32 protein-coding genes and 1 pseudogene are annotated in these 24,665 nt (G+C 57.2%); 10 read left to right on the top strand and 23 right to left on the bottom strand.

Annotated features, from left to right (window positions below; genetic code table 11):
- Window positions 1-212 precede the first annotated feature (212 nt).
- The gene (locus tag ED655_RS08055) at window positions 213-1,070 is read right to left on the bottom strand and encodes an NmrA/HSCARG family protein (RefSeq protein WP_122049738.1); all 858 of its coding nucleotides are present in this window, start codon (window positions 1,068-1,070) and stop codon (window positions 213-215) included.
- Window positions 1,071-1,166: 96 nt separating this feature from the next.
- On the opposite strand from ED655_RS08055, the gene ED655_RS08050 reads away from it, so the two are divergent.
- Window positions 1,167-2,045, top strand: a complete 879-nt coding sequence (locus tag ED655_RS08050) for a LysR family transcriptional regulator (protein WP_122049732.1) — start codon at window positions 1,167-1,169, stop codon at window positions 2,043-2,045.
- Between the two features lie 168 nt (window positions 2,046-2,213).
- Here ED655_RS08050 and ED655_RS08045 read toward each other — a convergent pair whose 3' ends face one another.
- The 3 genes from ED655_RS08045 to ED655_RS08035 form a co-directional block, all read right to left on the bottom strand.
- Window positions 2,214-2,582 carry a pentapeptide MXKDX repeat protein gene (locus ED655_RS08045; protein ID WP_122049731.1) on the bottom strand — a complete coding sequence of 123 codons (369 nt, stop codon included), beginning with the start codon at window positions 2,580-2,582 and terminating at the stop codon, window positions 2,214-2,216.
- Window positions 2,583-2,689: 107 nt separating this feature from the next.
- Window positions 2,690-3,439, bottom strand: a complete 750-nt coding sequence (locus ED655_RS08040) for a molybdopterin-dependent oxidoreductase (RefSeq protein WP_122049730.1) — start codon at window positions 3,437-3,439, stop codon at window positions 2,690-2,692.
- The gene (locus ED655_RS08035; RefSeq protein ID WP_122049729.1) at window positions 3,436-4,059 is read right to left on the bottom strand and encodes a cytochrome b/b6 domain-containing protein; all 624 of its coding nucleotides are present in this window, start codon (window positions 4,057-4,059) and stop codon (window positions 3,436-3,438) included. Before ED655_RS08035 ends, ED655_RS08040 begins: the two co-directional genes overlap by 4 nt.
- A gap of 162 nt (window positions 4,060-4,221) precedes the next feature.
- On the opposite strand from ED655_RS08035, the gene msrB reads away from it, so the two are divergent.
- The 4 genes from msrB to ED655_RS08015 are packed head-to-tail and all read left to right on the top strand — an operon-like array spanning window position 4,222 to window position 6,675.
- Window positions 4,222-4,683 carry a peptide-methionine (R)-S-oxide reductase MsrB gene (msrB, locus tag ED655_RS08030; protein ID WP_122049728.1) on the top strand — a complete coding sequence of 154 codons (462 nt, stop codon included), beginning with the start codon at window positions 4,222-4,224 and terminating at the stop codon, window positions 4,681-4,683.
- Between the two features lie 8 nt (window positions 4,684-4,691).
- Entirely contained in the window at window positions 4,692-5,483 is a 792-nt protein-coding gene (gene msrA / locus ED655_RS08025) for a peptide-methionine (S)-S-oxide reductase MsrA (protein ID WP_240993572.1), read from the top strand.
- Window positions 5,484-5,513: 30 nt separating this feature from the next.
- Window positions 5,514-6,044 (top strand): sigma-70 family RNA polymerase sigma factor, encoded by a 531-nt coding sequence (locus tag ED655_RS08020; RefSeq protein WP_255424179.1) that lies wholly within the window; start codon window positions 5,514-5,516, stop codon window positions 6,042-6,044.
- A complete protein-coding gene (locus ED655_RS08015; RefSeq protein WP_122049727.1) occupies window positions 6,031-6,675 on the top strand; it encodes an NrsF family protein in 645 nt (214 codons plus the stop codon). Before ED655_RS08020 ends, ED655_RS08015 begins: the two co-directional genes overlap by 14 nt.
- A 48-nt stretch (window positions 6,676-6,723) precedes the next feature.
- Here ED655_RS08015 and yghU read toward each other — a convergent pair whose 3' ends face one another.
- The 8 genes from yghU to ED655_RS15505 form a co-directional block, all read right to left on the bottom strand.
- The gene (gene yghU, locus ED655_RS08010; protein WP_122049726.1) at window positions 6,724-7,608 is read right to left on the bottom strand and encodes a glutathione-dependent disulfide-bond oxidoreductase; all 885 of its coding nucleotides are present in this window, start codon (window positions 7,606-7,608) and stop codon (window positions 6,724-6,726) included.
- Window positions 7,605-8,321, bottom strand: a complete 717-nt coding sequence (locus ED655_RS08005) for a glutathione S-transferase family protein (protein WP_122049725.1) — start codon at window positions 8,319-8,321, stop codon at window positions 7,605-7,607. The genes yghU and ED655_RS08005 overlap by 4 nt, the downstream gene beginning before the upstream one ends.
- A gap of 106 nt (window positions 8,322-8,427) precedes the next feature.
- Complete coding sequence (locus ED655_RS08000; protein ID WP_122049724.1) at window positions 8,428-9,177, bottom strand: SDR family NAD(P)-dependent oxidoreductase; 750 nt, start codon at window positions 9,175-9,177, stop codon at window positions 8,428-8,430.
- 150 nt (window positions 9,178-9,327) lie between these two features.
- Window positions 9,328-9,744 (bottom strand): carboxymuconolactone decarboxylase family protein, encoded by a 417-nt coding sequence (locus ED655_RS07995; protein WP_162993439.1) that lies wholly within the window; start codon window positions 9,742-9,744, stop codon window positions 9,328-9,330.
- Window positions 9,745-9,811: 67 nt separating this feature from the next.
- A complete protein-coding gene (locus ED655_RS07990) occupies window positions 9,812-10,486 on the bottom strand; it encodes a peroxiredoxin-like family protein (RefSeq protein ID WP_122049722.1) in 675 nt (224 codons plus the stop codon).
- Window positions 10,487-10,598: 112 nt separating this feature from the next.
- Window positions 10,599-11,702, bottom strand: a complete 1,104-nt coding sequence (locus ED655_RS07985) for an alkene reductase (protein ID WP_122049721.1) — start codon at window positions 11,700-11,702, stop codon at window positions 10,599-10,601.
- Between the two features lie 30 nt (window positions 11,703-11,732).
- Window positions 11,733-12,368 carry a glutathione S-transferase family protein gene (locus tag ED655_RS07980; protein WP_122049720.1) on the bottom strand — a complete coding sequence of 212 codons (636 nt, stop codon included), beginning with the start codon at window positions 12,366-12,368 and terminating at the stop codon, window positions 11,733-11,735.
- Window positions 12,361-12,522: a hypothetical protein gene (locus ED655_RS15505; RefSeq protein ID WP_162993438.1), complete on the bottom strand. Its 162-nt coding sequence runs from the start codon at window positions 12,520-12,522 to the stop codon at window positions 12,361-12,363. The genes ED655_RS07980 and ED655_RS15505 overlap by 8 nt, the downstream gene beginning before the upstream one ends.
- A gap of 118 nt (window positions 12,523-12,640) precedes the next feature.
- On the opposite strand from ED655_RS15505, the gene ED655_RS07975 reads away from it, so the two are divergent.
- On the top strand, window positions 12,641-13,516 hold the full coding sequence (locus tag ED655_RS07975; RefSeq protein WP_122049719.1) for a LysR family transcriptional regulator: 876 nt from the start codon (window positions 12,641-12,643) through the stop codon (window positions 13,514-13,516).
- Window positions 13,517-13,812: 296 nt separating this feature from the next.
- Here ED655_RS07975 and ED655_RS15870 read toward each other — a convergent pair whose 3' ends face one another.
- The 5 genes and pseudogenes from ED655_RS15870 to ED655_RS07945 all read right to left on the bottom strand — a co-directional run bounded on the left by ED655_RS15870 (window position 13,813) and on the right by ED655_RS07945 (window position 17,669).
- The gene (locus ED655_RS15870; protein WP_240993577.1) at window positions 13,813-14,097 is read right to left on the bottom strand and encodes a DNA adenine methylase; all 285 of its coding nucleotides are present in this window, start codon (window positions 14,095-14,097) and stop codon (window positions 13,813-13,815) included.
- Between the two features lie 173 nt (window positions 14,098-14,270).
- A pseudogene (locus tag ED655_RS15865) lies at window positions 14,271-14,615 on the bottom strand (DNA adenine methylase); the annotation flags it as partial.
- A 140-nt stretch (window positions 14,616-14,755) separates the two neighbouring features.
- The gene (locus ED655_RS07965; protein WP_122049718.1) at window positions 14,756-15,367 is read right to left on the bottom strand and encodes a DUF3164 family protein; all 612 of its coding nucleotides are present in this window, start codon (window positions 15,365-15,367) and stop codon (window positions 14,756-14,758) included.
- Window positions 15,351-15,857 (bottom strand): tyrosine-type recombinase/integrase, encoded by a 507-nt coding sequence (locus ED655_RS07960; RefSeq protein ID WP_240993571.1) that lies wholly within the window; start codon window positions 15,855-15,857, stop codon window positions 15,351-15,353. The genes ED655_RS07965 and ED655_RS07960 overlap by 17 nt, the downstream gene beginning before the upstream one ends.
- Before the next feature lie 1,371 nt (window positions 15,858-17,228).
- Entirely contained in the window at window positions 17,229-17,669 is a 441-nt protein-coding gene (locus ED655_RS07945; protein ID WP_122049716.1) for a MarR family winged helix-turn-helix transcriptional regulator, read from the bottom strand.
- A 61-nt stretch (window positions 17,670-17,730) separates the two neighbouring features.
- On the opposite strand from ED655_RS07945, the gene ED655_RS07940 reads away from it, so the two are divergent.
- A complete protein-coding gene (locus ED655_RS07940) occupies window positions 17,731-18,843 on the top strand; it encodes an FAD-dependent oxidoreductase (protein ID WP_122049715.1) in 1,113 nt (370 codons plus the stop codon).
- A gap of 99 nt (window positions 18,844-18,942) precedes the next feature.
- Here ED655_RS07940 and ED655_RS07935 read toward each other — a convergent pair whose 3' ends face one another.
- Window positions 18,943-19,443, bottom strand: a complete 501-nt coding sequence (locus tag ED655_RS07935) for a hypothetical protein (RefSeq protein ID WP_122049714.1) — start codon at window positions 19,441-19,443, stop codon at window positions 18,943-18,945.
- A gap of 265 nt (window positions 19,444-19,708) precedes the next feature.
- On the opposite strand from ED655_RS07935, the gene ED655_RS15860 reads away from it, so the two are divergent.
- Together ED655_RS15860 and ED655_RS15855 are read left to right on the top strand one after the other, a co-directional pair.
- A complete protein-coding gene (locus ED655_RS15860; RefSeq protein WP_240993570.1) occupies window positions 19,709-20,134 on the top strand; it encodes a hypothetical protein in 426 nt (141 codons plus the stop codon).
- Between the two features lie 18 nt (window positions 20,135-20,152).
- Window positions 20,153-20,659, top strand: coding sequence for a tyrosine-type recombinase/integrase (locus tag ED655_RS15855; protein ID WP_277302609.1), 507 nt, complete (start codon window positions 20,153-20,155; stop codon window positions 20,657-20,659).
- 506 nt (window positions 20,660-21,165) lie between these two features.
- Here ED655_RS15855 and ED655_RS07925 read toward each other — a convergent pair.
- Window positions 21,166-22,260 (bottom strand): acyltransferase family protein, encoded by a 1,095-nt coding sequence (locus ED655_RS07925; protein WP_122049713.1) that lies wholly within the window; start codon window positions 22,258-22,260, stop codon window positions 21,166-21,168.
- 495 nt (window positions 22,261-22,755) lie between these two features.
- Here ED655_RS07925 and ED655_RS07920 point away from each other — a divergent pair, with 495 nt between their 5' ends.
- Window positions 22,756-23,016, top strand: a complete 261-nt coding sequence (locus tag ED655_RS07920) for a hypothetical protein (protein ID WP_162993437.1) — start codon at window positions 22,756-22,758, stop codon at window positions 23,014-23,016.
- 472 nt (window positions 23,017-23,488) lie between these two features.
- Here the strand turns inward: ED655_RS07920 and ED655_RS07915 are convergent, their stop codons facing one another.
- Genes ED655_RS07915 through ED655_RS07900 form a run of 4 tightly spaced genes read right to left on the bottom strand, consistent with a single transcriptional unit; the run spans window position 23,489 to window position 24,422 of the window.
- Window positions 23,489-23,695, bottom strand: a complete 207-nt coding sequence (locus tag ED655_RS07915; RefSeq protein WP_122049711.1) for a hypothetical protein — start codon at window positions 23,693-23,695, stop codon at window positions 23,489-23,491.
- Window positions 23,692-23,925 (bottom strand): hypothetical protein, encoded by a 234-nt coding sequence (locus ED655_RS07910; protein ID WP_122049710.1) that lies wholly within the window; start codon window positions 23,923-23,925, stop codon window positions 23,692-23,694. The genes ED655_RS07915 and ED655_RS07910 overlap by 4 nt, the downstream gene beginning before the upstream one ends.
- The gene (locus ED655_RS07905; RefSeq protein WP_122049709.1) at window positions 23,922-24,140 is read right to left on the bottom strand and encodes a hypothetical protein; all 219 of its coding nucleotides are present in this window, start codon (window positions 24,138-24,140) and stop codon (window positions 23,922-23,924) included. Before ED655_RS07905 ends, ED655_RS07910 begins: the two co-directional genes overlap by 4 nt.
- A 57-nt stretch (window positions 24,141-24,197) precedes the next feature.
- Window positions 24,198-24,422 carry a hypothetical protein gene (locus tag ED655_RS07900; protein ID WP_122049708.1) on the bottom strand — a complete coding sequence of 75 codons (225 nt, stop codon included), beginning with the start codon at window positions 24,420-24,422 and terminating at the stop codon, window positions 24,198-24,200.
- Window positions 24,423-24,665 lie beyond the last annotated feature (243 nt).

Below are 24,665 nucleotides of genomic sequence, written 5' to 3'. Positions count from 1 at the left end.
TTTGCAGGACGCGATCTGAACCCTAGGCCTACCGTATAAAAAACCGATAGCCAAAACCGTCTGGTTTCGCTGAGGAGATCGCGCACTTAAGATTCCTCCGAACCTAGCTGGACTATAAGCCCGGTCTCCGATATTTTACGCCTACTGAGCTTTATATAGGGGATAGGCACAACCGGGAGTGAAAAAACTGGCAGAAGACCGCCAATCTCCACTCATCGACTATCTTTCGCGCGTTGCAGCGTCCAGCCCTCGAGCGTCAGCAACGCCGGGTGCTCACGTCTCAGAGCGGGGATATCTGCCCTGAACCCGTCTCGGGCGATCCACTCGAACATCAGGCGAAAGTCTTCGGGCAGGCGCGCTCGCATGACTGAGGGGATCGTAAAGCCGAGGCCAGGGCGTATTCCGGCATCCCTCAGAATTGACGCTGCGGCACGAGCCGTCACGCTGTCGCCTGCGAGCTCAATGGCCCGACCAAGGTACTGATCAGGTTTCTCGAACGCCTCTGCGGCGAACCAGGCGACATCCTGCACAGAGACAAGCTGCATGGCCTGATCCGGCCTCAGATAGGTATTCATCATGGAGAGCATGGTGACCCGAAAGATCATGCCTGAAAAATTCTCCATGAAGGCCGCAGGGCGCAAAATCGTAGCGGGTAGGCCTAGGGAGGCAATGTGCTGCTCGATTGCCCATTTGCTCTCGAAATGAGGCAAGCCGCTCCGTCGCTCTACCCCGCCTGCGGAGCATTGCACGAAGTGCCGCACGCCACTCTCCTTGGCAAGGGCGGCAAGTCTCTTCCCCTGTCGCTCCTCACCGGCAGGGCCGATCTTCATGGGTGACTGGACAGATAGAACCCCCTCAGCCCCATCAAGCGCCACGCGCAAGGAGTGTTCATCATCCAGATCACCATGAGCGAGCTCAACCCCATTCTTCGCCAGGCCGACTGCTTTTGGCGCCCGCGGATCCCGAACAAGCGCGCGAATGTGCCAATGCCCTCGACGTTGCATCTCGCGGATCGTGGCAGCGCCTTGTTGTCCTGTTGCGCCCGTAATCAGAATGACTGGTTTTGACATCTCGGCCCCCTTACTGAAGAGGCATGATAATCCGTTCCCGTTGGACAGGGCAGACGCGTCATTGTAGACGTATCGTTCCATATCTGGAACGAGAATATGAACTCAGATGATCTCGGCAGCTTTGTGTGCATTACGGAGACCCTGAGCCTCAGCGCGGCTGCGCGCGCCACAGGAACGCCTAAATCATCGCTCAGCCGGGCGTTGTCCCGTCTGGAGGAGGAAATAGGGGCAAAGCTCTTCGAGCGCGGTCCGCACGCCCTCAGATTGACGGAGGCCGGGCGCATACTCCTGGTCCACGCAAGACGCGTCATGGATGATCTGAATGAGGCCACAGCGGCCCTCGATGGTGTGACGGGGCAGCCCAGGGGCGTTCTGAAAATCAGCGCTGCTACAACGTTCGCAATCGGGCTGGTAGCGCCGATGCTGCCGCATTTTCTGCGAGCGTATCCTGAGTTGCGCATCCATCTCGAGGCTGAGAACCGGATTGTCGATCTGGCGAGGGAGGATGTTGATGTGGCAATCCGGATAGGGACCATGCCCAACTCTGACCTGATCGCCAGCAAGCTGGGCAGGATCGACTTATGGCCCTGTGCCAGTCCGTCCTATCTCTTGGAAAGGGGTACGCCCCAGACGCCGCAGGACTTGACCGATCACGAGTTGCTTGGGTGGACCGATCAACCGTCGATCTGGCGTTTCAGGGATCGCTCTGATCGCGAGCATCGCGTACCTGTCGCTGTTCGATCCGTCATACCGGAGCCTGCCGTCCTGCAGGTCGTCCTCGAAAACGGGGGAGGGGTCGGACGTCTACCTGCCTTCTTGGCAAGCCCTTTAATCGAGCGAGGGCGACTTGCGAGACTGCTCCCAGACTATGAGGCGGAGAAGGTGGAGGTCCATGCCGTCTATGCGGAACATCGCAGCCTATCCTCCAAGGTTCGAGTGTTTATCGATGCTTTGCGTGGACATCTGACACGATAGCTACTCGAATTATCCTATGGGGCACAGCTTATCGGCAGCGAAGGCGAAAGCTCTCTGATGTCATCTTTTTCTAACGTGCCCCGGCGCTGTTTGACATTTCGCTAGGACCAGAACTCGATTACGCCCCAAAGGGACGACCTGTGGCTTTTGGCCACAGGCGTCTGGCCCTTAGTTCGGCTTTGCCATCTCGCCTTTCGAGTCATTGCTCATCGCGTCATGTTCCATCGGGTCGTGCTTCATCGCATTACCCATCTTGTTCTTCTTTTCCATGCTCTCTGATTTCATCATGCTGCCATGCTTGCTCATGGACCGCTTCGACATCCCGTGGGGCGCCATTTCGTCCTTCGTCATGGCATGCTTCTTCATGCTGTCTGAAGACATGTCACCGTGTGACATGCTGTCATGTGCCATAGCGCCCTGCGACATCGTTCCCTGCGACATCGTCCCTTGTGACATGGTGTCCTGAGCGAAGGCAGGCGCTCCCAGCAGCAGTGTCGAAGAAAAAGCACAGGCAAGTGCAAGTGTACGAAAAGACATGATTACATTCCTGGATCGGTTTGAAAGATCGGAAAATGGCCGCGCCAGCTTCCGATATCTTTCCTTTCGCATCAGCCTTGCCGCAGGTTACATAGCTGCCTGATTTTTTATGAACCGCCGAACCAGTCATACCCCTGGTCTTCCCAATATCCGCCCGGGAAATGATTCGTGACCTCAATGGAGGCGAGATATTTCGGGTTTTTATAGCCGAGTTTTGTAGGGATACGGATCTTCATCGGGGCGCCATAGGAGGGCGGAAGAGGTGTTCCGCCGAAATCCAGCGCCATGATTGTCTGCGGATGAAGTGCAGTCGCCATATCGATACTCGTGCTGTAATCATCAAAACAGCGGAAATTCACATATTTTGCCCGCAGATCGGCCCCGACATGCTGCAGGAATACAGAGAGCGGAACCCCCGACCAATCTCCGATAGCGCTCCACCCCTCCACGCAGATATGGCGCGTGATCTGCTTTTTCTGCGGCAGGGTACGAAACCGGGCGACCGACCAGAAGCTCTTGTCTGAAACAAGCCCGCTCACCTCCAGCCGCCAGGATGAAGTCTCGACGAGCCTTACGTCGCTCTCGTCGTAATAGGCATTGAATGGAAAGGGATGTGTGATGCGTGACGGGTCAAATTCCCTTGCGAGGCGCTGACGGCTGAAAAGAAGCGCCTGCATCCGGTCGGTGAAACGTGACATAAAGCTGAGGGCGTGTTCCACCGACGCATTATCATCCAGTGCGCAGCCTGAAAGCAGAGAAAGCCCACCAAGCGAAAGACTGTTCCGCAGGAAGAGCCTGCGTTCAAGCTTGCGCAACTCAGGCGCGACACCGGCGCGGTCGATTTTCGGCGGGCTCATGATGCGCTCTCCTTGTCGCTATCTGGCATGCGTCGCCCGAACACCATGCCCCACAAGGTGGCAGGCACCATCAGGGCAAGCGCGACATGAAGTAGAAGAAAGCCCACAATCAGGCTCATCATGGCAAAATGGATGCACCGGGCAATGTCGTAGCCTCCGAACAACCAGGTCAGCCATCCAAGTTGCACGGGTTTCCAGATCGAGAGGCCAGTCGCGACCGTCAGCACAGCCACCACAAGCACGCCCGTGTAGAGCGCACGTTGCACGGCGTTGTAGTGACCGGCCTTGTGGGAGAGCTTCAGGCGCAGGGCCTGCCCTATATCCCTCATCACAGATCGCGGTCCTGCGGGGCGCAGGTCATTGCGAAAATGCCCGCTTGCCGCGCCATACACGACATAAACCAGCCCCGCCCCCATCAGCACCCACATGGCAGCAAAATGCCAGGCAATGCCGCCGCCAAGCCAGCCTCCAAGGGTGATGGCTGCGGGGAATTCGAAATTCAGGATAGGGGAGGCGTTGTAGATCTGCCAGCCACTACCGATCATGACGAGCATGGCAAGCGCGCCTGCCCAATGGGTGAGGCGTATGATCGGTGCGGGCGCGCGTCGCGATCGTGACATGGCAGTTTGTTCCCTGAGTCTTCTGGAAGCTGGCAGAGCTTCCTTCGTGCGCAAGTCCCTAAAGGTTACGGCACGGGCTGAAAAAAAACGATGCGGCTGCCCGTAACCTCTGCGCGGTGCAGCACGAAGGATGGTGTGAAATTCAGCAAAAGGGCGAAGTTCATGACATCGCGTCGACAATTCTGCCTTGCTTCGGTCTGTCTGGCTCTGTCGGGCCGCGCCTGGGGCGCAGAACCTTATCCCGTGACGCATAGTGCTGCTGAATGGCGGCGCCTGCTCACACCGGAGCAATTCGAGATTCTGCGCGAGGCTGGCACAGAGGCACCCTGGTCCAGCCCGCTCCTGAACGAACACCGACAGGGGCGTTTTGCCTGCGCAGGCTGCGCAACGCCGGCATTTGACTCACGCAGCAAGTTCGAAAGCGGGACGGGCTGGCCAAGTTTCACGGCAGCGCTGCCCCATGCTGTTCAGGAGCGTAGGGATGACAGTCTTGGCATGGAGCGCACGGAGGTAAGCTGCGCGACATGCGGTGGTCATCTTGGCCATGTCTTTGATGACGGTCCCCAACCGACCGGCTTGCGCTACTGCATGAACGGCGCAGCCCTTACCTTCAGGCCAGTCTGAAAGTTCGCATGATGATCAGAAAAAACGTGCTTGGTGTCGCGCTCGCCACATTCAGCCTTTATGGAATTCTGCACGAGGTCACTTCAAGGGCGTCTGCCTATCCGACCTTGCCTGAGCCCGTTATCGTGGCAAAGACCGGTAACGACAAACCCATCGGGCAGATGACGGCACCCCCCGATGATTCCCGTCCGGGGATGACCCCATCCAGTGTTGTTTTCGCGGGAGGGTGTTTCTGGGGGGTGCAGAGCATTTTCCAGCATGTGCGAGGCGTCACCGCGACCCGAGCCGGATATGACGGTGGCGCGCGTGATACAGCCCAATATGAACGCGTCAGCGAAGGCAATACCGGCCACGCGGAGTCCGTTGAGGTCGAGTATGATCCGACCCTCGTCAGCTTTGGTACGCTGATGCGGATATTCTTCACCGTGGCACTGGACCCGACGCAGATCGACCAGCAATTCCCCGATACGGGGCCACAATACCGATCCGTCATCTTCACGCGCACAGCGCAACAGGCGCGCGAGGCAGAGGCCTATATCGCGCAGCTTGATGCCGCCCACATCTTTGCCCAGCCCATCGCAACGCATGTTCAGCCTGACAAGGCATTTACCGGGGCGGAAAGAGAGCATCAGAATTTCGCAGCGCGTTATCCGCACAATATTTACATTGAAACCTATGATGCTCCCCGGCTGGACGCACTGCGTGCCAGCTTCCCGGCAAGCTGGCGGACAGAGCCAGTCCTCGCACTTTCTACGGCGACTGGGTCTTTACGTATGTCAAATGATAGCGGTAGGAAATGATTTCCGGTCACGCATGAAGGCAGCAGATTTTTGACAGAAGCGGATTGGAGCCGTTGGATGGAGGCCGCGCAGGCAGGAGATGCACAGGCTTATCGTCTGGTGCTGGGCGAGGCACAGGCATGGTTGCGCCGTTTTTTCCTCAAACGCCTGCCGCCCTCAATGGTCGATGATGCCGTTCAGGACACCCTCATGGCGGTGCATGAGAAGCGTCACACCTTCGATCCTTCCCAGAAATTCGGCCCGTGGATTGCGGCCATTGCGCGTTACAAATGGATTGATCGCCTCCGGGCCGCGAGACGTACACAAACGACCCTGCTTGATGAGACGGTGGCTGTGGGCGATCACGAGGAACAGGTGACCACGGCTCATGCACTGGAAAAGCTTCTGGCGCAGTTGAAGCCGGGGCCGGCAGAAGCGATCAGGTTGGTGAAGTTGCAGGGTTTGAGCATTGAGGAGGCAGCACGTCGAACAGGGCAATCCGCGACGCTGGTGAAGGTCAATATCCATCGTGGGTTGAGTCGTATGAGCACGCTGGTGATGGGAGGCAATGATGGTGAATGATCCCCTGATCGAGCAGTTTGTAACCGATCTTCGCCCCGTCCGGAGGCGCTCGCTCTGGCGCGATGCCTTGACCCTCGCGGTTCTCGCCGGGGTCGAGATTGGTGCAGTGCTCGGGTTTGGCCTGATGCGCCCTGACATGCCCCATGCCATGCACATGATGAGCTTCTGGTGGAAGGCAATCGGGCTGCTGCTGATCGTCGGGCTGGGCGGCGCTTCGGCGCTGGTCTCGCTCGACCCGACGCGTTCGCCCCGGCAGGGGCTGCGTCGGCTGGGCGTGACGGCTGTTGTTCTTTTTGCCCTTGGCTGGCTTGTGGATGCGCTCCAGGCTGGGCCAGAGGCGTTATGGCTCAGGCTGGATCCGGCGCATGGCATGGTTTGTGCACGCGAGATCGTGGAGCTTGCCCTTCCGGCTGTCCTCGCGCTGGGTGTTATCGTGCGTCGCGGCGCACCGGTTGATGTGCGCGGAACGGCGTGGGTCACCGGCATTGCCGGCGCGGCTTTTGGTGCGCTCGTCTTTGCTCTGGCCTGCCCCTTTGATGACCCGCTTTATCTCGTCGTCTGGTATTCATTGGCCTGTGCGCTGGTGGCCTGCGGCACGCGTCTGGTATTGCCGTGGCTGATACGCTGGTAGTTCCGGGCGATGCGGGGTGCATCGCCCGATGCGGCGGGGTGGAAGCGATCAGATCGCGCTGTCTTTCGGCAATTTGTCCTGCGTTCTAAGCTCGAAATCCGAGCTGTCATGGCGTTCGCGAAGCTGGGAAGAGAGCGGGCCGGAGAGCCTGTTCACCATCCGACCCCGCTGGACAGCAGGGCGTTCGAGCAACCGGGCTGACCACGCCTGCACATGGGAATATTCCTGAACGCTCAGAAATTGTGCAGCATCATTATAGAGCCAGCCTTCAACAAGGCCGCCATACCAGGGAAAGATTGCCATATCGGCGATTGTATAGGTGTCGCCTGCTATATATTCATGCCTGGCAAGCTGCCGGTCGAGAACGTCCAGCTGGCGTTTGGTCTCCATGGCGAACCGGTTGATTGCATATTCGATCTTCTCAGGGGCGTAGGCATAGAAATGGCCAAAGCCGCCGCCGAGATAGGGTGCGCTGCCGACTTGCCAGAAAAGCCAGTTCAGACAGGCCGTGCGCGATGGAACATCCCGAGGCAGAAAAGCCGCGAATTTCTCGGCGAGATAAAGCAGGATCGATCCTGATTCGAAAACGGGCAGGGGGGTGCCCCCGCTTTGGTCAACCAGCGCCGGGATCTTGGAATTCGGGTTGATGGCAGTAAAACCCGATCCGAACTGATCGCCATCCCCTATATTGATCAGCCAGGCATCATATTCCGCCCCCTCATGTCCCAGGGCCAGGAGTTCCTCCAGCATGATCGTCACCTTTACCCCATTGGGCGTACCCAGTGAGTACAGCTGGAGCGGGTGATGCCCTACGGGGAGGTTCTTTTCATGCGTCGGCCCGGCGACAGGGCGATTGGTGCTGGCAAATTTGCCACCATTCTGTTTGTCCCATGTCCAGACGCTGGGCGGTGTATAGTTTTCCGAAGCGGTCATGAGCGCTGCTCTCGATTGTGGATAGGGAAATTGGATGGGAAGAGGGCCCGTTGTGCCTGATCGTCCATATCTGTCTTGAATGCGTACCTCTTCATGAGCGTCTGCACGCGCGACACGGCCGGTCGGGCATTGATGTCGTGCATGAAGCGATCAAGTGCAGGCCAGCGCTCGAGCGGATACTCTTCCTTGAGCACACGGGGCGCACGCTCCAGCCAGCCCCAGGCAGACATATCGGCAATTGTGAAAGTATCGCCCACGATGTAACGGCGGTCCGTGAGGTGCTGGTCGAGAACTGTGTAATGTCGTTCGACCTCGCGCCTGTACCGATTGACGGCGTAGTCCAGCCCGGCGGGCGCGGCATGCTGAAAATGCACGGCCTGACCGGAAAAAGGCCCAAGCCCGGATGCGATAAACATCAACCATGACAGCAATTCAGGCCGGTCCGCGGGGGGGGCAAGATATTGCCCGGTTTTTTCAGCAAGGTAGAGCAGTATTGCATTGGAATCGAACACGCGTGTTGCCGGGCCCGCAGGACCTTCGGTGTCGATAATGGCAGGCACCTTGCCATTGGGGTTGATCGCGAGAAACGCCGGGTCATGCTGATCACCCTTGCGGGTATCGACCGGTATGGCCTCATAGGGCAAACCGGTTTCCTCGAGCATGAGGGCAATTTTCGCCGGGTTGGGCGTGGGATGAAAATAAAAACGGATCATGATAGCTCACCCTTGCGAAACCAAGTCAGTCTGATTGGCAGTATGGGCGGGTCCTGCTGACGCTCCACCGTACTGGTGATCGCAATCCTGTGGTGATCACGGAGCCCTAGACCGCGGCCGCACCACCGTCGACAATGAGGTCAATGCCTGCAACATAACTGCTTTCATCAGAAGCCAGAAAGAGCGCGGCCGCAGCAAGTTCCTCTGGCCGCCCCAATCGCTTCATGGGCACGGCCGCGGCCCATTGACGCTTGACGGCTTCGGCACCTTCCGGCGTATCGGCCTGGCCGTCCATGATTGGTGTGTCGAACGGTCCGGGGCTGAGGGTATTGATCCGTATGCCGCGTTCGACCAGTTCGGCCGTCCAGGTTCTGGACAGGCTGCGTATTGCAGCCTTGCTTGCGCTGTATGTGCCATAGCCAGGCACACCCTTATTGGCAGCGATGGATGAGACAAGGATGACTGAACTGCCAGACCGCAACAGGCCAAGTGCCTTGCTGATCGTGAAATACAGGCCTTTCACGTTGATATCGAACGTCCGATCGTAATTGGCTTGTGTTGCCTGTTCGAGTGTTTGAGGCAGAACGATACCGGCATTGGCGACCAGAATATCGATAGCCCCACGTTCACGCCGTATCGTTTCCACCATGCGTTCGATATCGCCGGGGAGACTGACATCTGCCTGTATAGAGGCGGCCTGACTGCCCAATGCCTTTACAGCCCGGTCAAGCTCGGCTTGTCGCCGACCGGTAATATAGACAAATGCGCCTTCAGCGATAAAACGCGTCGCGATTGCAAGCCCGAGCCCGCTGCTTCCTCCGGTCACAAGGGCCGTTTTTCGATGCAGTTTCGTCATAACTGGTCCTTTTCAAAGGCAGATCGCCGCGAAGTACTCATGCAGCGCGTGAGGGGCGAAGAGAGGTTCGTTCACGATGCAAGCTGGTTGTCATCGGCAGCGCGAGACAAGGTCCGTTCTACCGGCAGGGTGCAGTACCTGGGCGAGGGCTTACAGCAGACCCCGATGGCCTTCATATTCGTCGCTTTTGTCGAGCCCACGCTCGGCAATGATTTTTGCAGCGACAGGCATGACACCCGAAATGGCGGGAAAGCCCACATAAGGAAGCATCTGTATCAGCGCTTCCTCAATTTCCTTCAGCTTCATACCGTGATCGAGCGCAAAACCCATATGAAGGCCGAATTCATGGGGCTGGCGCAGCGCAACCATGACGGTCATGGTGATGAGACTTCGACGCGCCTGATCGAGCCCTTCACGTGTCCAGATGTCCTCGAAAACATGATCAACTGCATACCCGGCTATGGCTGCGCCGAAAGTGCCTGACTGTGATGCCGCGATGAGCTTGGCGGATTGTTCGTCACCCATCAAATGGCGAGTGAAGCTATTGCCCATGTCATTGGAGCGCATATCTCTCTCCGTATCCTCAGTGAAAAACTCCGCCCCTGCGCGAGCCGGGGCGGTATGGATGGAGCGATCAGTCGGCCGACTGGGTAGTGTGGCGCAGGGCAGGAAGCATGTCGGCAGGTTCCGGGCGACGCGTATAATCTGGGTTGACCTCGGCATAGAGAATGACGCCGTCCTGCCCGATGACGAAGCGGCCAGGCATGGGCAGCGTCCAGCTGTCGTCACCATTGAAGTCGGGCAGATCGTTCTTGAGATTCTTGTAAAGCTCAATCAGATAATCCGGCAGGGTGAAGCGAAGGCCGAACTGCGCGGCGACGTCATTATGCGTGTCAGACAGGATCGGAAATTGCAGTTCATTCTGGCGGACTGATTTCCGACTGTTCACCGCCGTTTGCGGGGAGATTGCTACCAGATGGGCACCAAGCTCACGAAATGAGGGAAGTGCCGCTTCGAGAGCCTGCAATTCCATGTTGCAGTAAGGGCACCACACACCGCGATAAAAGCTAATGACCAAGGGCCCCTTGGCCAGAAGATCAGCAGAGGAGACAGGGTTACCCTCGGGGTCGTTCAGCGTAAAAACGGGTGCCTTGTCTCCTGCTTTGCGGGCTCTTTCCGCAGCGCCGGACGCAACCAGCTCGGCGGTGGCGCGGTGCATGGTTTCGATGACGCTATGCGGAACGTTATAGGGGGGCTTTCCGGCTTCAAAGTCGGTCTTGAAGGCGTCGAGCTTTGCCTGGAGTGTCATGGGTTCGTTTCCTTGAAATCTGATGACGGATCTGACGATAGGAGGCCGCCGTACCGCAGGGATGATGGCAGGAGCGACTAATGATCATTCCCTGATGGAATAACCGCGGTGGTTATTGCTCTGCTGACGGGGCGTCTAAGAATGGATAGTCGGTGTAGCCACGAGCATCGCCGCCGTAGAAGGTCGAGCGGTCGTAATCTGTCAGAGCAAGGTCCCCGCGCAGGCGCGCAGGCAGATCGGGATTGCTGATGAAATGCCGGCCGAAGGCGACGGCATCGGCATCACCGGATGCGAGCACGGCTGCGGCACTGTTTTTGTCGAACCCACCTGCCGCGATCAGCGTGCCCCGAAATCTCTCGCGCAAATCACGCGCGGCCACGGGCTCGCTTTCGGCGATGAGTTCCGTGCCCTTGATGCGGGGTTCAACTACATGCAGATAGGCGATGCCGAGCCTGTCCAGCTGCTCTGCCACATAGCCGAAGGTTTCTTTGGGCTTGCTGTCTGACATCGAGCCGTAGGTGCCACTTGGGCTCAGGCGAACACCCACGCGGTCTGCCCCCCAGACGGATATGGCTGCCTGGGTCACTTCCAACAGGAAGCAGGCGCGGTTCTCGATCGGGCCACCATATTCATCGGTGCGGTGGTTGGTACCGTCCTGCAGGAACTGGTCTGGCAGATAGCCATTGGCGCCGTGAATTTCCACGCCATCAAAACCTGCCTGCTTTGCCCTTGCGGCACCTTCCCTGAACTGCTCGATCACCGCAGGAATTTCCTCCAGCGAGAGGGCTCGCGGCATGGAAAACGGGGCAGGGCCGCCGGGCGTATAGGCGTCGCCTTCTGCCTTGATTGCAGAGGGCGCGACCGGGGCTGCACCACCTGGCTGCAGATCAGGATGCGACTGTCGTCCTACGTGCCACAACTGCATGACAATTTTGCCACCGCGTGCATGAACGGCTTCGGTCACCTTGCGCCACCCGTCTATCTGGGAGTCGTCATAGATGCCCGGCGCGCCGGCATAGCCGTATCCCTCGAGCGCAACGGGTGTTGCCTCTGAGATGATAAGACCGCCGGGTGAGCTGCGCTGGCTGTAATACAGCGCCATGAGGGCATTGGCCTTGCCAGTATGGTCCGACCGCATGCGCGTAAGGGGTGCCATGACGATTCTGTGGCCGAGCGACAGCGCCCCGGCATTGAAGGGCGTAAAAAGTCTGTTCATGGGAATAACCTCGGAACGATCAGGGAGGGATCAGTTTGGGGCGGCGAGCGTCTCAACCCGGGCGATACCGCGCTGAACGCCAGGTCTGGCCGCAATCCGCTCGTACCAGCGGGCGATATGAGGGGTGTCATCGAGGGTGAGGCCGGGAAAATTGCGCCGCCAGAGCCAACCGAAATGGGCTATATCGGCGATAGTAAAATGATCGCCTGCCACGAAATCCCGTTGCGCCAGCAAAGTGTCGAGCACATGCAGGACGCGTTTTGCCTCTTTATCGAAGCGCTCGATCGCGAGAGGCAGTTTCTCGCTGGCGAAACGCTGGAAGAAACCCGATTGGCCGAAGGCGGGGCTCAGGGCAGAGGCGTGAAAGAAAAGCTGTTCGAAAACGCGCGCCCGTTCGGCCCCGGTTGCAGGGAGAAGGCGGCCGGTTTTTTCAGCCAGGTACACGAGTATGGCTGCAGACTCTGTGAGGACGAGATTCTCATCCCTCGCGTCGTGATCAACCAGTACGGGAACCTTCTGGTTGGGATTAAGCGTCGTGAAGGCCGGGGTACCCTGTTCGCCTTGCCGGATATTGATGCCGTGTAGCGCATAGGCGAGATCGAGCTCTTCCAGCGCGATGGTGACCTTGACGCTGTTGGGCGTCGCGAAAGCGTAGACCTCAATCATGAGCGGTTCCTCCATCAGGTTTTGCAAGGAGAGCGGAGAGCGCCGGGAGAAGGGCAGCGACCATGGCTTGTGGCAGGCCACCGGTGAGCTGATAGGCCGAGATGAAATGCGACACCGGTCGTGTTGATACGGCGTTGGTGAAATGAACGATCATCCTGAACCCTGCTCCATCCTTCCCCGATGCTGACCGGGTTGCAGGCCTGGTTTGGCTCTGTTTCACTGGGCATGGCAGATGGCTCGATGCGATAAGCATCATTCCCGGGAGGAATAGGATGGACCGACATCAGGCGATGACCACGTTCGTGCGTGTAGTCGAAACGGGTTCATTCTCAGCAGCTGCACGGCAGCTTCATGTCGGTCAGCCCGCTGTGTCGAAAATCGTGGCACAGCTGGAAGCAAGGCTACAGGTCAGCCTGCTCATACGCTCCACTCATGGCCTTACACCCACCGAAGCAGGGCAGGCATATTATGAACGCGCACGCAATGCGCTTCAGGAGGCCGACGAAGCGGAGCTGGCCGCGCGTGGTGCGGGGAGCGGTCTGTCCGGGCGTTTGCGTGTATCGGCGGCGACAACATTTGCACGATTGCACATCATACCGCGGCTACCAGCGTTTCTCGATGCGCATCCGCAGCTCGATGTGGATATTCTGCTTGATGACCGGATGATCGATCTCGTGGCCGAGGGGGTTGATATCTCGTTGCGTATGGGGGCTTTGGCCGATTCCTCAGCGGTCGCGCGCAAGCTGGCGACGGGAAAACGTTCGGTGCTCGCCACACCGGCCTATCTGGCGCGTGCGGGCATGCCGTTGGTTCCTGCCGATCTGGCTGATCACAACGCGATCGTTTACAGTCAGCTCCCCAATGTCTGGTCATTTCACAGGGATGGCTCGGCCGTCTCGGTGTCCGTTGCGGGGCGTCTTAGGGTCAGCGCTGCCGAGGGCCTGCGGGCAGCCATACTCGCTGATATGGGCCTGACCATCACCTCGGACTGGATGTTTGCCCCTGAACTGGAGAACGGCGCCGTAACGCGCCTGCTACCGGCATGGTCATTGCCTGATATCGACCTGTGGGCTGTCTTCCCCGCGGGGAGAATGATGACCGCAAAGGCAAGGCAATTTGCAGATTTTGTTCAGGGCTTGATGGAATAAAAGCAAGATGCCGCCGTGCGGTGCGCCTACTGTCTATCGCGATATTGAGAAAGACGCGGGCTGGCGTTGCGATCGCCTTGGATCAGCTATGATAACGGAGCAGGTTTCTGATGAATCTCCGGGAGCGGCTCTCCCTCTAATCGATTTGGTTTGCGGTCTGCGACATGCAACTCACACGGCAAAGCAGCCTTTCGATAAGCAAGGAGACTACAAAAGATAACGGTATCTTATGCACTTATTGCAATCGTCCACACGCGAAGAATACCGCTGCCCCGACATTCCCCATGGGCGAGGCGTCAGTTGGAAATGATGACCTCACCCCGCTTGCTGATTGATTTTGGGGTGATTGTGTAATTCACCGCGACTGCCTCGATCTTGAAGCGGTGGAAAACCTCGCGCACTTCTGGCCTGTCATTGAGAGACAGAATGAACCGTCCTTGAATGTTTGCCAGGCGGTCGGCCATTTCGGTGAACTGGTCTCGACTGAACGGCGCGCCATAATCCTTCTCGTTTCCCCAATAGGGTGGGTCGAGATAGAACAGCGTCGAGGGCCGGTCATACCTCTCGATGATATCGGCCAAGGCAGACACTCAATGATGACGCCCGTCATGCGTGCATGCACATCTTCAAGTAGGGGAGCGAGGCGCGCCATGTCGAAACGCCCTGGGGCAGCGGTACTTACACCGAATGCGCGACGTTGTATCAACCCACTATAGCCGCACCGCTGGATGTACAGGAACCGCGCCGCCCGTTCCAGATCCGTCAGACTGTCAGGGTTGGCACTCAGTAACCGTTTGAATTCGTCGCGGCTTGTGATCTGCCACCGCAACATGTCCATGAGCGGGTTATAGTGGCGTTGCAGCACACGAAAGAGGTTCGCAAGGTCGCGGTTCAGGTCATTGATGACCTCGCCCTTGGGCTTGTGGGAGCGACGCAAAAAGACGCCGCCCATGCCTATAAACGGTTCAACGTAAGTCTCGTGAGAAATGGCCGCGATTCGTGCGCTCAAGTTCTTGGTGAGGTTACGTTTTCCGCCAAAATAGGCGGCAACCGGCAATACAGGTTTGACCGGCTCAAGTCCCTGATTCGACTCTTTCATTTATTTACTCAATAATACGCCCGCCGCTGCAGTGGCAGGCGGGGCAGCTTCGCTGTGAGTGTTACTAGCACTCGGATCAGCTGCTTATTCCAGCTTATCCCCCGCCACAAAACTGCGTCCAGTTCTTGGCCGGGACTCGCTCAGGCCTTCGCTATATCAAGCGAAACCTGCGTATATTCACTGTTGGCGGTCACGCGTTCATGAAACCGGATATACGCCCGCGAGGCGTTGACCTTCACCGCGTCGGTGATGGTCTGCATCGCCCGTTGCCATTCGTCATCCTCAATCGAGAGGCGACGCAGGCCCAGGATTTTGGAGACGTTCAGCTTGCCTTCCTTGCCCACGTCGAAAGCGTCGGTGACAATGGCGCGAATGTTGGCGTTGCCGCCCTCGGTCCAGCGCGTCAGGCAGCTGTCGACCAGTTCTTTCGCAATCTGAAGCTCAGGCCCGAAGGTGATGGAATCGCTTATGGCAATCGTCACCCGCTCGCGCCCGTCATAGATGCTCAGGGTCAGGTTGCCTTTCGCGCCGCCTTTTCTGGCCCCGTATTGCTCGGCTAGCAGGTCGAGGAAACAGCGAATGTCGCTGTCTGCATCCTCACGAAACTGGCGCATCGTCTCGCGCAAGGCGCGGGCACGCTCGAAAAGGCGGCGTACCAGTTCATCCTGAAGCAGGTCCTCGGGCTTTACATTGGCACGCGGCACCAGGCGGCCCGCTGAATCCGTCATGTAGTCGTCAGGGTTGGGGGTCATGACCGCTCCTGTCTCCGCTTGGCTTCAATGGCGCGGGCGTGTTCCGCCTCATGCGCTGCCCACACCCGCACGCCGGGGGCGCAGGCATGTCTCGCCATGTGAGGCCGCACATTTCCGAAATGCGCAGCCCCATGAAATACAGGACGCGAAGCGCCAGCCGCTTTCGCGGGCAGGGCTCGCCCTCGATGATGCGCCTTACATCTTCCTCAGTCAGAATCCGTTCACTCAGACGATCACGCCCGCGCTCCAGGCGCAGCGCCGCGCCCGGGTCCACGTCGAAAAATCCGACACGCAGCCCGAAGGCGAGGGCGGATTTGACCGAGGCCAGCTTGCGGCGGCGTGTGGCATCCGAACCGGGCAGGCTGTCGAACCAGGCCTGAAGGTCATCAAGCACCACCTCGGCCAGCGGTTTGGCCGCCCAGCTGCGGAACGCGGTAAGGTCCGCACGATAGGCCCGCGCCGTGTTCGCTGAGCGGTTGTGGAGCCACATATTTGTGAGGCGGTCATCGTCAGAGATACGGGGCCTTTTCGCGTCCGTAGGTGGTGCCATTGCCCCAACTCTCCGACAAGATATTGATTTAATTAGATTTCCACCCCTTGGCCGGGGCCTGAAAACCGCCAGATAACAGTTATTATCTGGCGGGTTATGAGGAATGCAGGCGGGTTATCTGGCGTCTTGCCCGATAGGGGCTGACAGATAATCCCGCGTTATCATGGCGGGTTAGTGCTCGTTTCATCTTGCAAGATAATTGAGCACGTCATGTATAATTGGAATGAAGGGCGTCACGAAAATGGCCATTCCAATAGCAAATCGAATCCACCCGCTGAATTTCATATTCAGAGTCATGCCTGACTTCCCGCTGTACAGATTCAGTCGATCTTTGTTAGAATCACTCACTGTCTTTCCTGCTCTTTTCAGGATTGAACAAAGAAGCCCCGCGCTGTTGTGAGCAGCCGGGGCTTCGTCATTTCAGGTCGATCTATGCAAAGGGTGCAGCGACGCATTTTCGCCCGCAACTACCCAATCTAGGCCCGCAAGAGAGCATCGAGCGGAAAAGCCCTGGGCCGATCCGTTCCGTCTCTCTGGCTTGTCGGTCACGACGTAAGCTGACCATGATTTTCTGTGTTATCGCTGGGTCACGTCGAATGAGACGACGATCCCACTTGTTTTCGCGCCAGCACTGCATTGTGCAGCGCACAACAATCATTCCGGCACATAGTGAGGAATTTTCATGCGAGCCGGTCCAGATCGGCACATCGGCACGATGGATCACTGTCCGGTCAGCAATAACGGGCACGCAGAGCGCCCGCACGCCTTCAACCGCCAGCACATAGAAGTGCCGGGCACCCGAACAGCACACATCGCCCGCGCTCGCGGCTACAGGAGAGTGCATGGGGTATCGCTCTATTGTGGAGGAAGGGGACTGCCCAACAAAAAAGGCGCGGACCTTTGTTCGGTCACACGCCTAGCAGACGATATCGTTCCTATTATCGGTATTTGGTCAAGGTCAAGGGTATTGTGGAACAATGCACGCCAACAAAAAAGGCGCGGACCTTCATCGGTCACGCGCCGGCGTAGAGCTTACAGGTTTAGTGTCGGGTGCTGTAACACGTCAACAACATTTCTATAGTCGTAGTGGGCAATGCCTGATTTTCTATTTCGGTTCAGCGTTCTCAGGATCGCATAGAGTGCGCAACCGAACAGAGTAGGCTTGCCACGAGCCAAACTTCCGAAAACGGGCCGTACCCGCCTGTATTTCTCTCGCAGAGCAGCGAAGAGGTAAATCAGGTCAGCAATCAACAAATATGTGCGCTTTTCCTGCCGCATGAAATGAAAGCTCATGTTTGACGGCGTCGAAAATTAAAGCGCTTCAACATTCTCGAGTACGCGTCTCAGTAGGGAGACCAGCGTCTTCTTCTCCTCCGCTGTTAGCCCCCTTGTCATATCGGCGTTACCCTGGCGCAGCACCTCTCGCCCCGCAGGTAAGCGCTCGAGCGCAAGCTCAGTCAGTGAGATAAGTGTGCTGCGTCGATCTTCGGGATCCGGCTCGCGCCGGACCAAACCGTCGCGCTCCATTCGTGACAGTAATTGCGCCATGGTTGGCTGCTCGACCTTTGCCAAAGTTGCCAGTTCCTTCTGCGTGCGCCGCTCGCCGTTTTGCAGCATGGAGAGTACCGGCAGTTGCGCAGACGCAAGGCCAAGTACACGGAGCCGCGCATCACCAATACGGGTCAGGCCACGCCCGATACGACTGAGATAGTGCCCTGCATGATCAAGTGGGTTCCATGGGGCATTTGGCATTGCATAGCATCCTATATTAAGTATATAGCTTCCTATGTAATTTGTGAGGGCGATCAAGGCAATGGATAAGCGTATCGGAATCGTTGGTGGCGGCCCGGGTGGGCTGCTGCTGGCCCGTTTGCTGAAGCGACAGGGGATGAACGTTGCTGTTCTAGAACGTGATTCACATGCAACAGCGAGACCTCAGGGCGGATCACTCGATCTGCACGATGAAACGGGTCAAAAAGCGATGCAGGCCGCCGGTCTCGAAGCAGCTTTCATGGCTTGCGCACGTCCCGAGGATCAAGGCGACCGCCTTTATGATGAGAACGGACGCTTAATATTCGAGCATGATGGTCACGGCGCCAATCGTCCCGAAATCGACCGGGGTGATCTGCGGCGTATCTTGCTGGAATCACTGGAACCCGGCGTCATACGTTGGGGCCAGCGCATCAACGCAATCACCTTCGAGGACGGGGAAGTCTCGGTTTTCTGCGAAAACAGTTCAGAGCGCTTTGATATTGTGATCGGCGCAGACGGGGCATGGTCGCATGTTCGCTCTTTCCTCACAGATATCAGACCTGTTTATGAAGGTGTCGTCTTCCTCGAACTCGGCTTTGAAGAGAAACGTGACCCCGCCGCGGCAGCCCTTGTCGGTCACGGCAAGATGTTTGCAGTGGGTAATAACCGTGCCCTGATATTGCAGCGCAATGGTGGGGGACACATTCGCTTCTATGCGGGTATGCGCATGTCCGAAGATGCAGCGCTAGCCCTGCGCGATGCATCGCCAGCGGATGCACGAGCTCAAATGGCGCGGTATTTCTCTTCATGGTCGCCGGATCTGAAGAGACTGATCAGCGAAGGCGACTTTCTCGGTATTCGCCCCCTTTACGCCATGCCAATCGGTGCGAAATGGATTACGCATCCCGCGGTCTCACTGCTGGGCGATGCAGCCCATCTGATGTCTCCGTTTAGTGGCGAGGGAGTAAATCTCGCCCTGGCCGATGCGCTCGACCTCGCAAATGCTCTAACACAGGGAGGCGAGATCGCTGCCATCCAGTCTTATGAGCAAACGATGATTGCTCGCGCCACCAGCGCTGGGGCTAGAGCTGCGGTAGGCATGGCGAAAGTTTTCTCTGATCAGGGAGCGGACTCGGTACTCTCTCATTATCAGCGACGCATCCAGGAGGTTTGACATCAGATCTACCATTTGATCCTTAACCTAGGATCTTCGTTTTTGGCGGTCCCGCGACCTGATAACTCGTCGTTTATAAATGAGATAAATTGTCTGTAATCAACGCGGTGCAGGCGTGGTGCCGTAATAATCGCTCAACTGATCCAGCACGAGCGAAACAGCTCCTGCTACGTTATGGCGGCTTCTCCCGTAAATCTGCGCGATGCGTGACACGGGCAGGCCGTCGAGCACCAGGAGCACGAGCAGATCGGCGGCATAGCGGCCCAAATTGCGGCGCACGCTCTCGCAGCGCGTCACGGCGGCTGATCGTGCAATCAGCATATCCTCAAGCGTGCCTTGTCCGGTCGAGCGCCGCTCATGATCGGCGGCCCCCATGATGCCGGTCTCAACGTCACGCGCCCAGCTTTGTGCGGCCTCGACATGACGTTGCGTGATCGTGCCGCTATGCAAGAGGCTGTAAAGCCCTACGCCACGGCGCATAACGTCAAACTGCTCTTTTCCTTTTCCCTCGGTCGTCATGGTGAATCGGTCGGCCCATGCGCCCAGCATGGGGATGATGTTTTCATTCAGGGGCGTTTGCGCCTGGTTTCCGGTTGTCATGGGCAGTCCACTTGTGTGGTGTTGCTTTTCTTCATCGGCTAACAGGGCGGCCTGCGCCACGGCGCGGGGCTTGTCAGGCCTGGCTGCGTGACGACCTTGATGCCTGGATTGACCGACTGGTGGGCATCGAGCGTGCACTTGAAACTATGATCGAGGCGCGGATTAATCCGCTTGATGCTCTGCCGTGACCATTCTGCGACTGAAATACATCCAGAAATTCAAGGATCGACACGGTCGGGTGAGATATTACCTGCGCCGCGAGGGCATGAAGCCCATCGCGTTGCCTGATATATCTGACACCGGATTTCTGATAGCCTACCAGGCGGCGCTGTCAATCGCCCGACCGGATCCAATTAGAGTCATGACGGAAGGCCCGCGAACATTCGCAACCCTTGTCAGCTTGTGGCTTATATCGCCGCACTTCCGGCAGCTCAGCCCCACCACGCAAACCAATTATCGCCGGATCCTGGCACATATGCAGGCCGACGATTACGCGGTGCATTTGGTGGTCGATTTCGAACCACGGAACATCCGCCGTTTCGTTGCACGACTTGCTGATCGCCCAGCTGCGGCAAACCATCGGCTCAAGCTTTTCCGTATGCTGTTCGATTATGCTGTCGATGACGGATGGCGACCCGACAACCCCGCGCGAAACATCAAACGGCTGAAGGAAAAAGCCGAAGGGGCTTAATCCTGGACCGACGATCAGATCGACCAGTTTTGTGCGCGGTGGCCTTCCGGCTCCGTTCCTCGGCTTGCGCTGGCGCTGCTGCTATTCACCGGGCAACGGCGCAGTGACGTTGTACGCATGAGCTCGCGCCACGTCACTGACGGATGGGTGTCAGTCGCGCAGCAAAAGACTGGTGCAGCCCTGATGATCCCCATTCATCCCGACCTGGCGGTTGAACTGGCGCTCGCACCAGAGGGAAATACTTTCCTGAAGCGACAAGATGGGAAGGCATTTACCGCAAACGGATTATATATGCGGTTCACAGCGTGGCGCGAAGAAGCCGGTTTACCAGATGGCTTGAGCCCTCACGGCTTACGCAAGGCAGCTGCAAGGCGATTAGCTGAGGCCGGGTGCTCAACACACCAGATTGCCGCCATCACAGGCCATGCAAGCCTGTCTGAAGTACAGCGCTACACCAAGGCCGTAGACCAAAGGCGCATTGCGAAAGAAGCTATGGAAAGAATGACAAGTGTCAAACCGATCTGAAAAAGTGTCAAACTTTTCTCAGAAATGGCAGTTTTCTGCGGCTGTCACTTGTAATTGGCGTCCCATAGGGGATTCGAACCCCTGTTGCCGCCGTGAGAGGGCATCGCCAAATGGGCAATTTCAACGCACTAGCTGCAACTGTCCACAACTGCCGACACCTGCAAAAGCTATATTTTGCAATAGGCGACGACTCCTTTGTGGTCCACATGGACCTTTCGCTTTCCCCTTGTACTGAACCGCCAGATCGTGCGATTCTGCGGCCTCGCGCTGGGAGGGTAAAACCGGCTCATCAACTGGACGCTTCCCAGAGTGTACAGCGGGCACAACGCCCATTATCTCATCGTGGTGGTGATAGGCAGGGGCGGCTTTCGGGCCGCCCTTTGCTTGTGGCTTGCCGAGTTCTGAGCCTCGTTGAAGGAGCCGAACGTGCTGCTATCAAAGTCCGTACCATCACTCTCCAGATGGCTCGATATGATTTTTGTTAGAGATTGGCTTACTGATGGGTTTCAGTGGTTTCCTGCAGCCAGCACTCCATTGACCCCAGATATCCGTTTACCTTTCCATCGGGAATGTTTCATCAATGGCATTTCAACGTAAGTCGCGACAAAGGCGGAGACGGCTATACAAATCGGAATGGATAGAATTACATAAAATGGCCTGGGTACCTTGTCGTACATGCCATGATTTACCATGAGAAATAGAAATAGTGAGTTGACCGGAACGTGGAACAGGTAGAGCGAATACGAAATGTCGCCCAGCCAACTCATAATCTTGGGCGACCGTAGCACGCCCGACTGTTCCAAGCTCAGGCCGCCATACATCACCAGCGCCGCGGGTAGCGCAACGAAAGCTACATGGCTCCACTCGGAGAGGGTCTCGGTCCCGGAGGGTCCCTGATAAAACCACGTGACGATTGAGGTGATGACAAGCGATGAGCACCCGGCAATCATTGAAAGGCGAGGTAGGACCACCTTGCGACAATCGATGATCACCCTGAGAAAAGCGCCTAAAATGAACTCAGTGATAATTGGCGTCCAGGCAATGTAAAATTGCGAAGACTGATTGATGTATTGCGCATAGTAGATATAAGCACATTGCAATGATGCCCAGGTCCAGAAAACAATTGGGAATCGGGCCGGTATCAATACGAGAACCGATACGACAAAATAGAAATACACCTCATAGACAAGCGTCCAGGAAACCGGATTAAGGCCATTTTGCCTGCTTAGTAGCAAAATACCCTTGAGATTGAACCGCTCATTCGCATCCTGTATTCCGCTGCAGGATAGGAAAACGCAGTAAGAAAACAATACAGATACAAGGAAGATCGGGTAGATCCTGAATACACGATCCGTCGCGAATTTGAGTGATTTCTTCGCGCGAGATCCTGGGGCATCCTTTTGTGCGATTCCGTACATGAGGAATCCCGACAGAACGAAAAATATGTCTACTCCGTCCCCACCGAAGGTAGAAAATACGCGCGTGAGATAGAACATGGAGCCGGACGAGAAAAATCCAGACTGGAATATAAATATGTGCATGACCAGAACTATAGAGGCTGCAAACCCCCTCACAGCCTGCAAGAAGTCGCTCTTTCTCATCCGGTGATTTTCCAAATTTTGCTGTGAGTAACCTTCTTGTAACTCCTATATCATTGAGTTTCGTTGTGTTGCCGATTCGTCAAAAAACGTTTCGGTCATGTTATTTTACATTCCTCCTGTCGTTATAAATCGTTAATTGCGTAAGCGCCGGTTTGTGTGAGTTAGCAGGGTGATGTCAGCTGTAAATGTAGTTATCTTGCTGATAACCTTCACGAAAACGTCGGGCGACGCGCGCTCGGTTATTCCAGCGAAACAATCGTACCGTTGGTCGTCGGGTTGGATTATATTTTGTGGTATTGCGAGTTGGCGCGACGGCGCGGGCATTCTCTACGGGAGGGCGAACCAGCGGGATTTAATGCGGAGATGCTGCATCGCCCGCTCTTAGAGCCAATCGCCAAACTAGCTGCGGCACATGCTTTTGATCTCTACAAACGAGACGCAACGTTCAAATTCATCTGCTTGACTCGATTGTCTGTTCGCGTTCTGTTCTCTCTCATGACAGACCTAACCCCAGCCTCCGAAGAAGACGTGACATTCGCTATCCGCATGTCGATCTCGCTCGATTATCGCGGAAAGCCAAGGCGCGTGAACGCGAAGATGACCGGGGCGGAGATGGACGCACTGGCCCAGAAGATCACCGAGCAATTGAAGCGCTCGAACATGTGGCCACATCGGGGGCCAGGAGCGCCCGCGCATCAGGCGCCGGATTACTCGGTGGCTTGGCGGGGCAATGCAGATCTAGATGAGGGCGCATAGCCGCCAGGATCAGACGGCGCTTGGATCAGGTTAAATCGTGATCCTCGGACTGTCTGAAAATCAGGAAGAGCCCGTGGAGTACCCACATGACGCACAGAGCCTGCGCAGAGAACGCCAGGAAATCCGATGTGGGGCCGAGACCCTCCACCGAGTTCGTTGTAGTCGATAGGGCCCAGAAGGCCGCAGCTACCGCTGCCAGGGTCAGGTTCTTAGTCATGGAGCGCTGTTAAACGTTCAACATAGACGGTTAAAGTCGTGTGAACGCCATTATTGACCTATTAACGATGCGATATCGAAACGTATAGCCGCAGTAAGTTTCTCGTAATGATATGGCGGTACCGGGATCATCGATCCTTGGACGTGTCGTTATTTTAACGTTACTCGACTCCGTAACTCACGGTAACGAGAGCGGCGCGATGCATAAGCGCGGGCGGCTCGGTGCGCAATCGGTGCTTTTCAAGGCCGAGCCGCCTTACTTCTGACAAGCGCGCACCTGGTCCCGCAGCCCAATATAGTCGCCTATCCAGCGCACCGTTTCCGGCTTGGGGCTAGCCTTGATCTCGGCAGCGAGCGCCGCTTGATCGGCCTTGGAATAGGTCACAAGGGTAGGGCAGGGCACGTACTGCACAGACGAGCAGGCGGAGAGCCCGAGAAGCGCCCCGAGAGCGAGCCGCCTCATGCCGTGCCATCCCCGAGCCGCTGCAACACGGCATCTTCCGTTGCTGGCTTGTCTGCCTGAGCCTGCGCCATGTGTTGTGCCTTGAGCGTCGTCGCATCGGCAGAGGTCTTGGCGGCCTCGGAGGTGCTGACAGACGCCGCGTTCTTCCCCGCCCGGTTGGCGTACCAGATCAGGGCACCGAGAGCCGCAACGATGAACGCCACGGCTCCGGCAATGAGGTCAGCCGTCACGCGGTCTGTGAGGTCTTGGTCTCAAGAGCCGTTTCCAGCGCCTTGAGATTGGTGGCGATCCCTGTGACGGCGGAGACTGCGCCATTCACGTCGCAATCCGGGGCCAGCTTCTTGATGATGATGGCAGCCACGGTCGGCAACATGCTGATGCCCAACGTCTCGATCTCAGGAAGAATCGAGGCGGTTTCTGTGGCGGTGGTCGTTGATTCACTCATGGTCTTTTCCTTCTGAATGGTGATGACTGATCCCGGCCCGATTGCCGGTGTCGTCAGTCAGGGCTTGGCGTCGTCGGCGTTGGTGGCGTGCTTACCGTTCATGCCAATGCTGTTGACGATCAGGTAAAGGGGCAGCCACTTCGACCCGTCAGCCGGGCGGGGCCAGAATCTCGCAATCAGCGCACATAGCGCCACCACGAAGGTCAGAATGGCCGTGAAATTGCCCGCGATCTGAGCAGGCAGATATGGCAGGATTGATTGGAACAGAGTTGTCCAGTCCACCGTTCAGGTCTCCAAATATGAAAAAACCGCCCGGAGGCAGTGATGTATCTGCATCAGCACGAACGTCATTTGCTGGCGGCGATATTCCCGGCACTCAGCCATGTGGCAGCCGATGCGCTCCAATGAACCTCGACGCCAGCCACTGAATTGAGCGTGCAATCCGTGCAGTAAGCGCGCTGGCCCTCGGTGCCACTGGTTGGGAGTGATGCGAGCGTATAGGACGGAACAGGCTGTCCGGTGACG

The organism is Asaia bogorensis, assembly GCF_900465345.1.
In the GTDB taxonomy this organism is placed as follows: Bacteria; Pseudomonadota; Alphaproteobacteria; order Acetobacterales; family Acetobacteraceae; genus Asaia; species Asaia bogorensis_A.
Note: the sequence above shows the minus strand (reverse complement) of the source record. Positions and strands in the feature narration are given on the sequence as shown.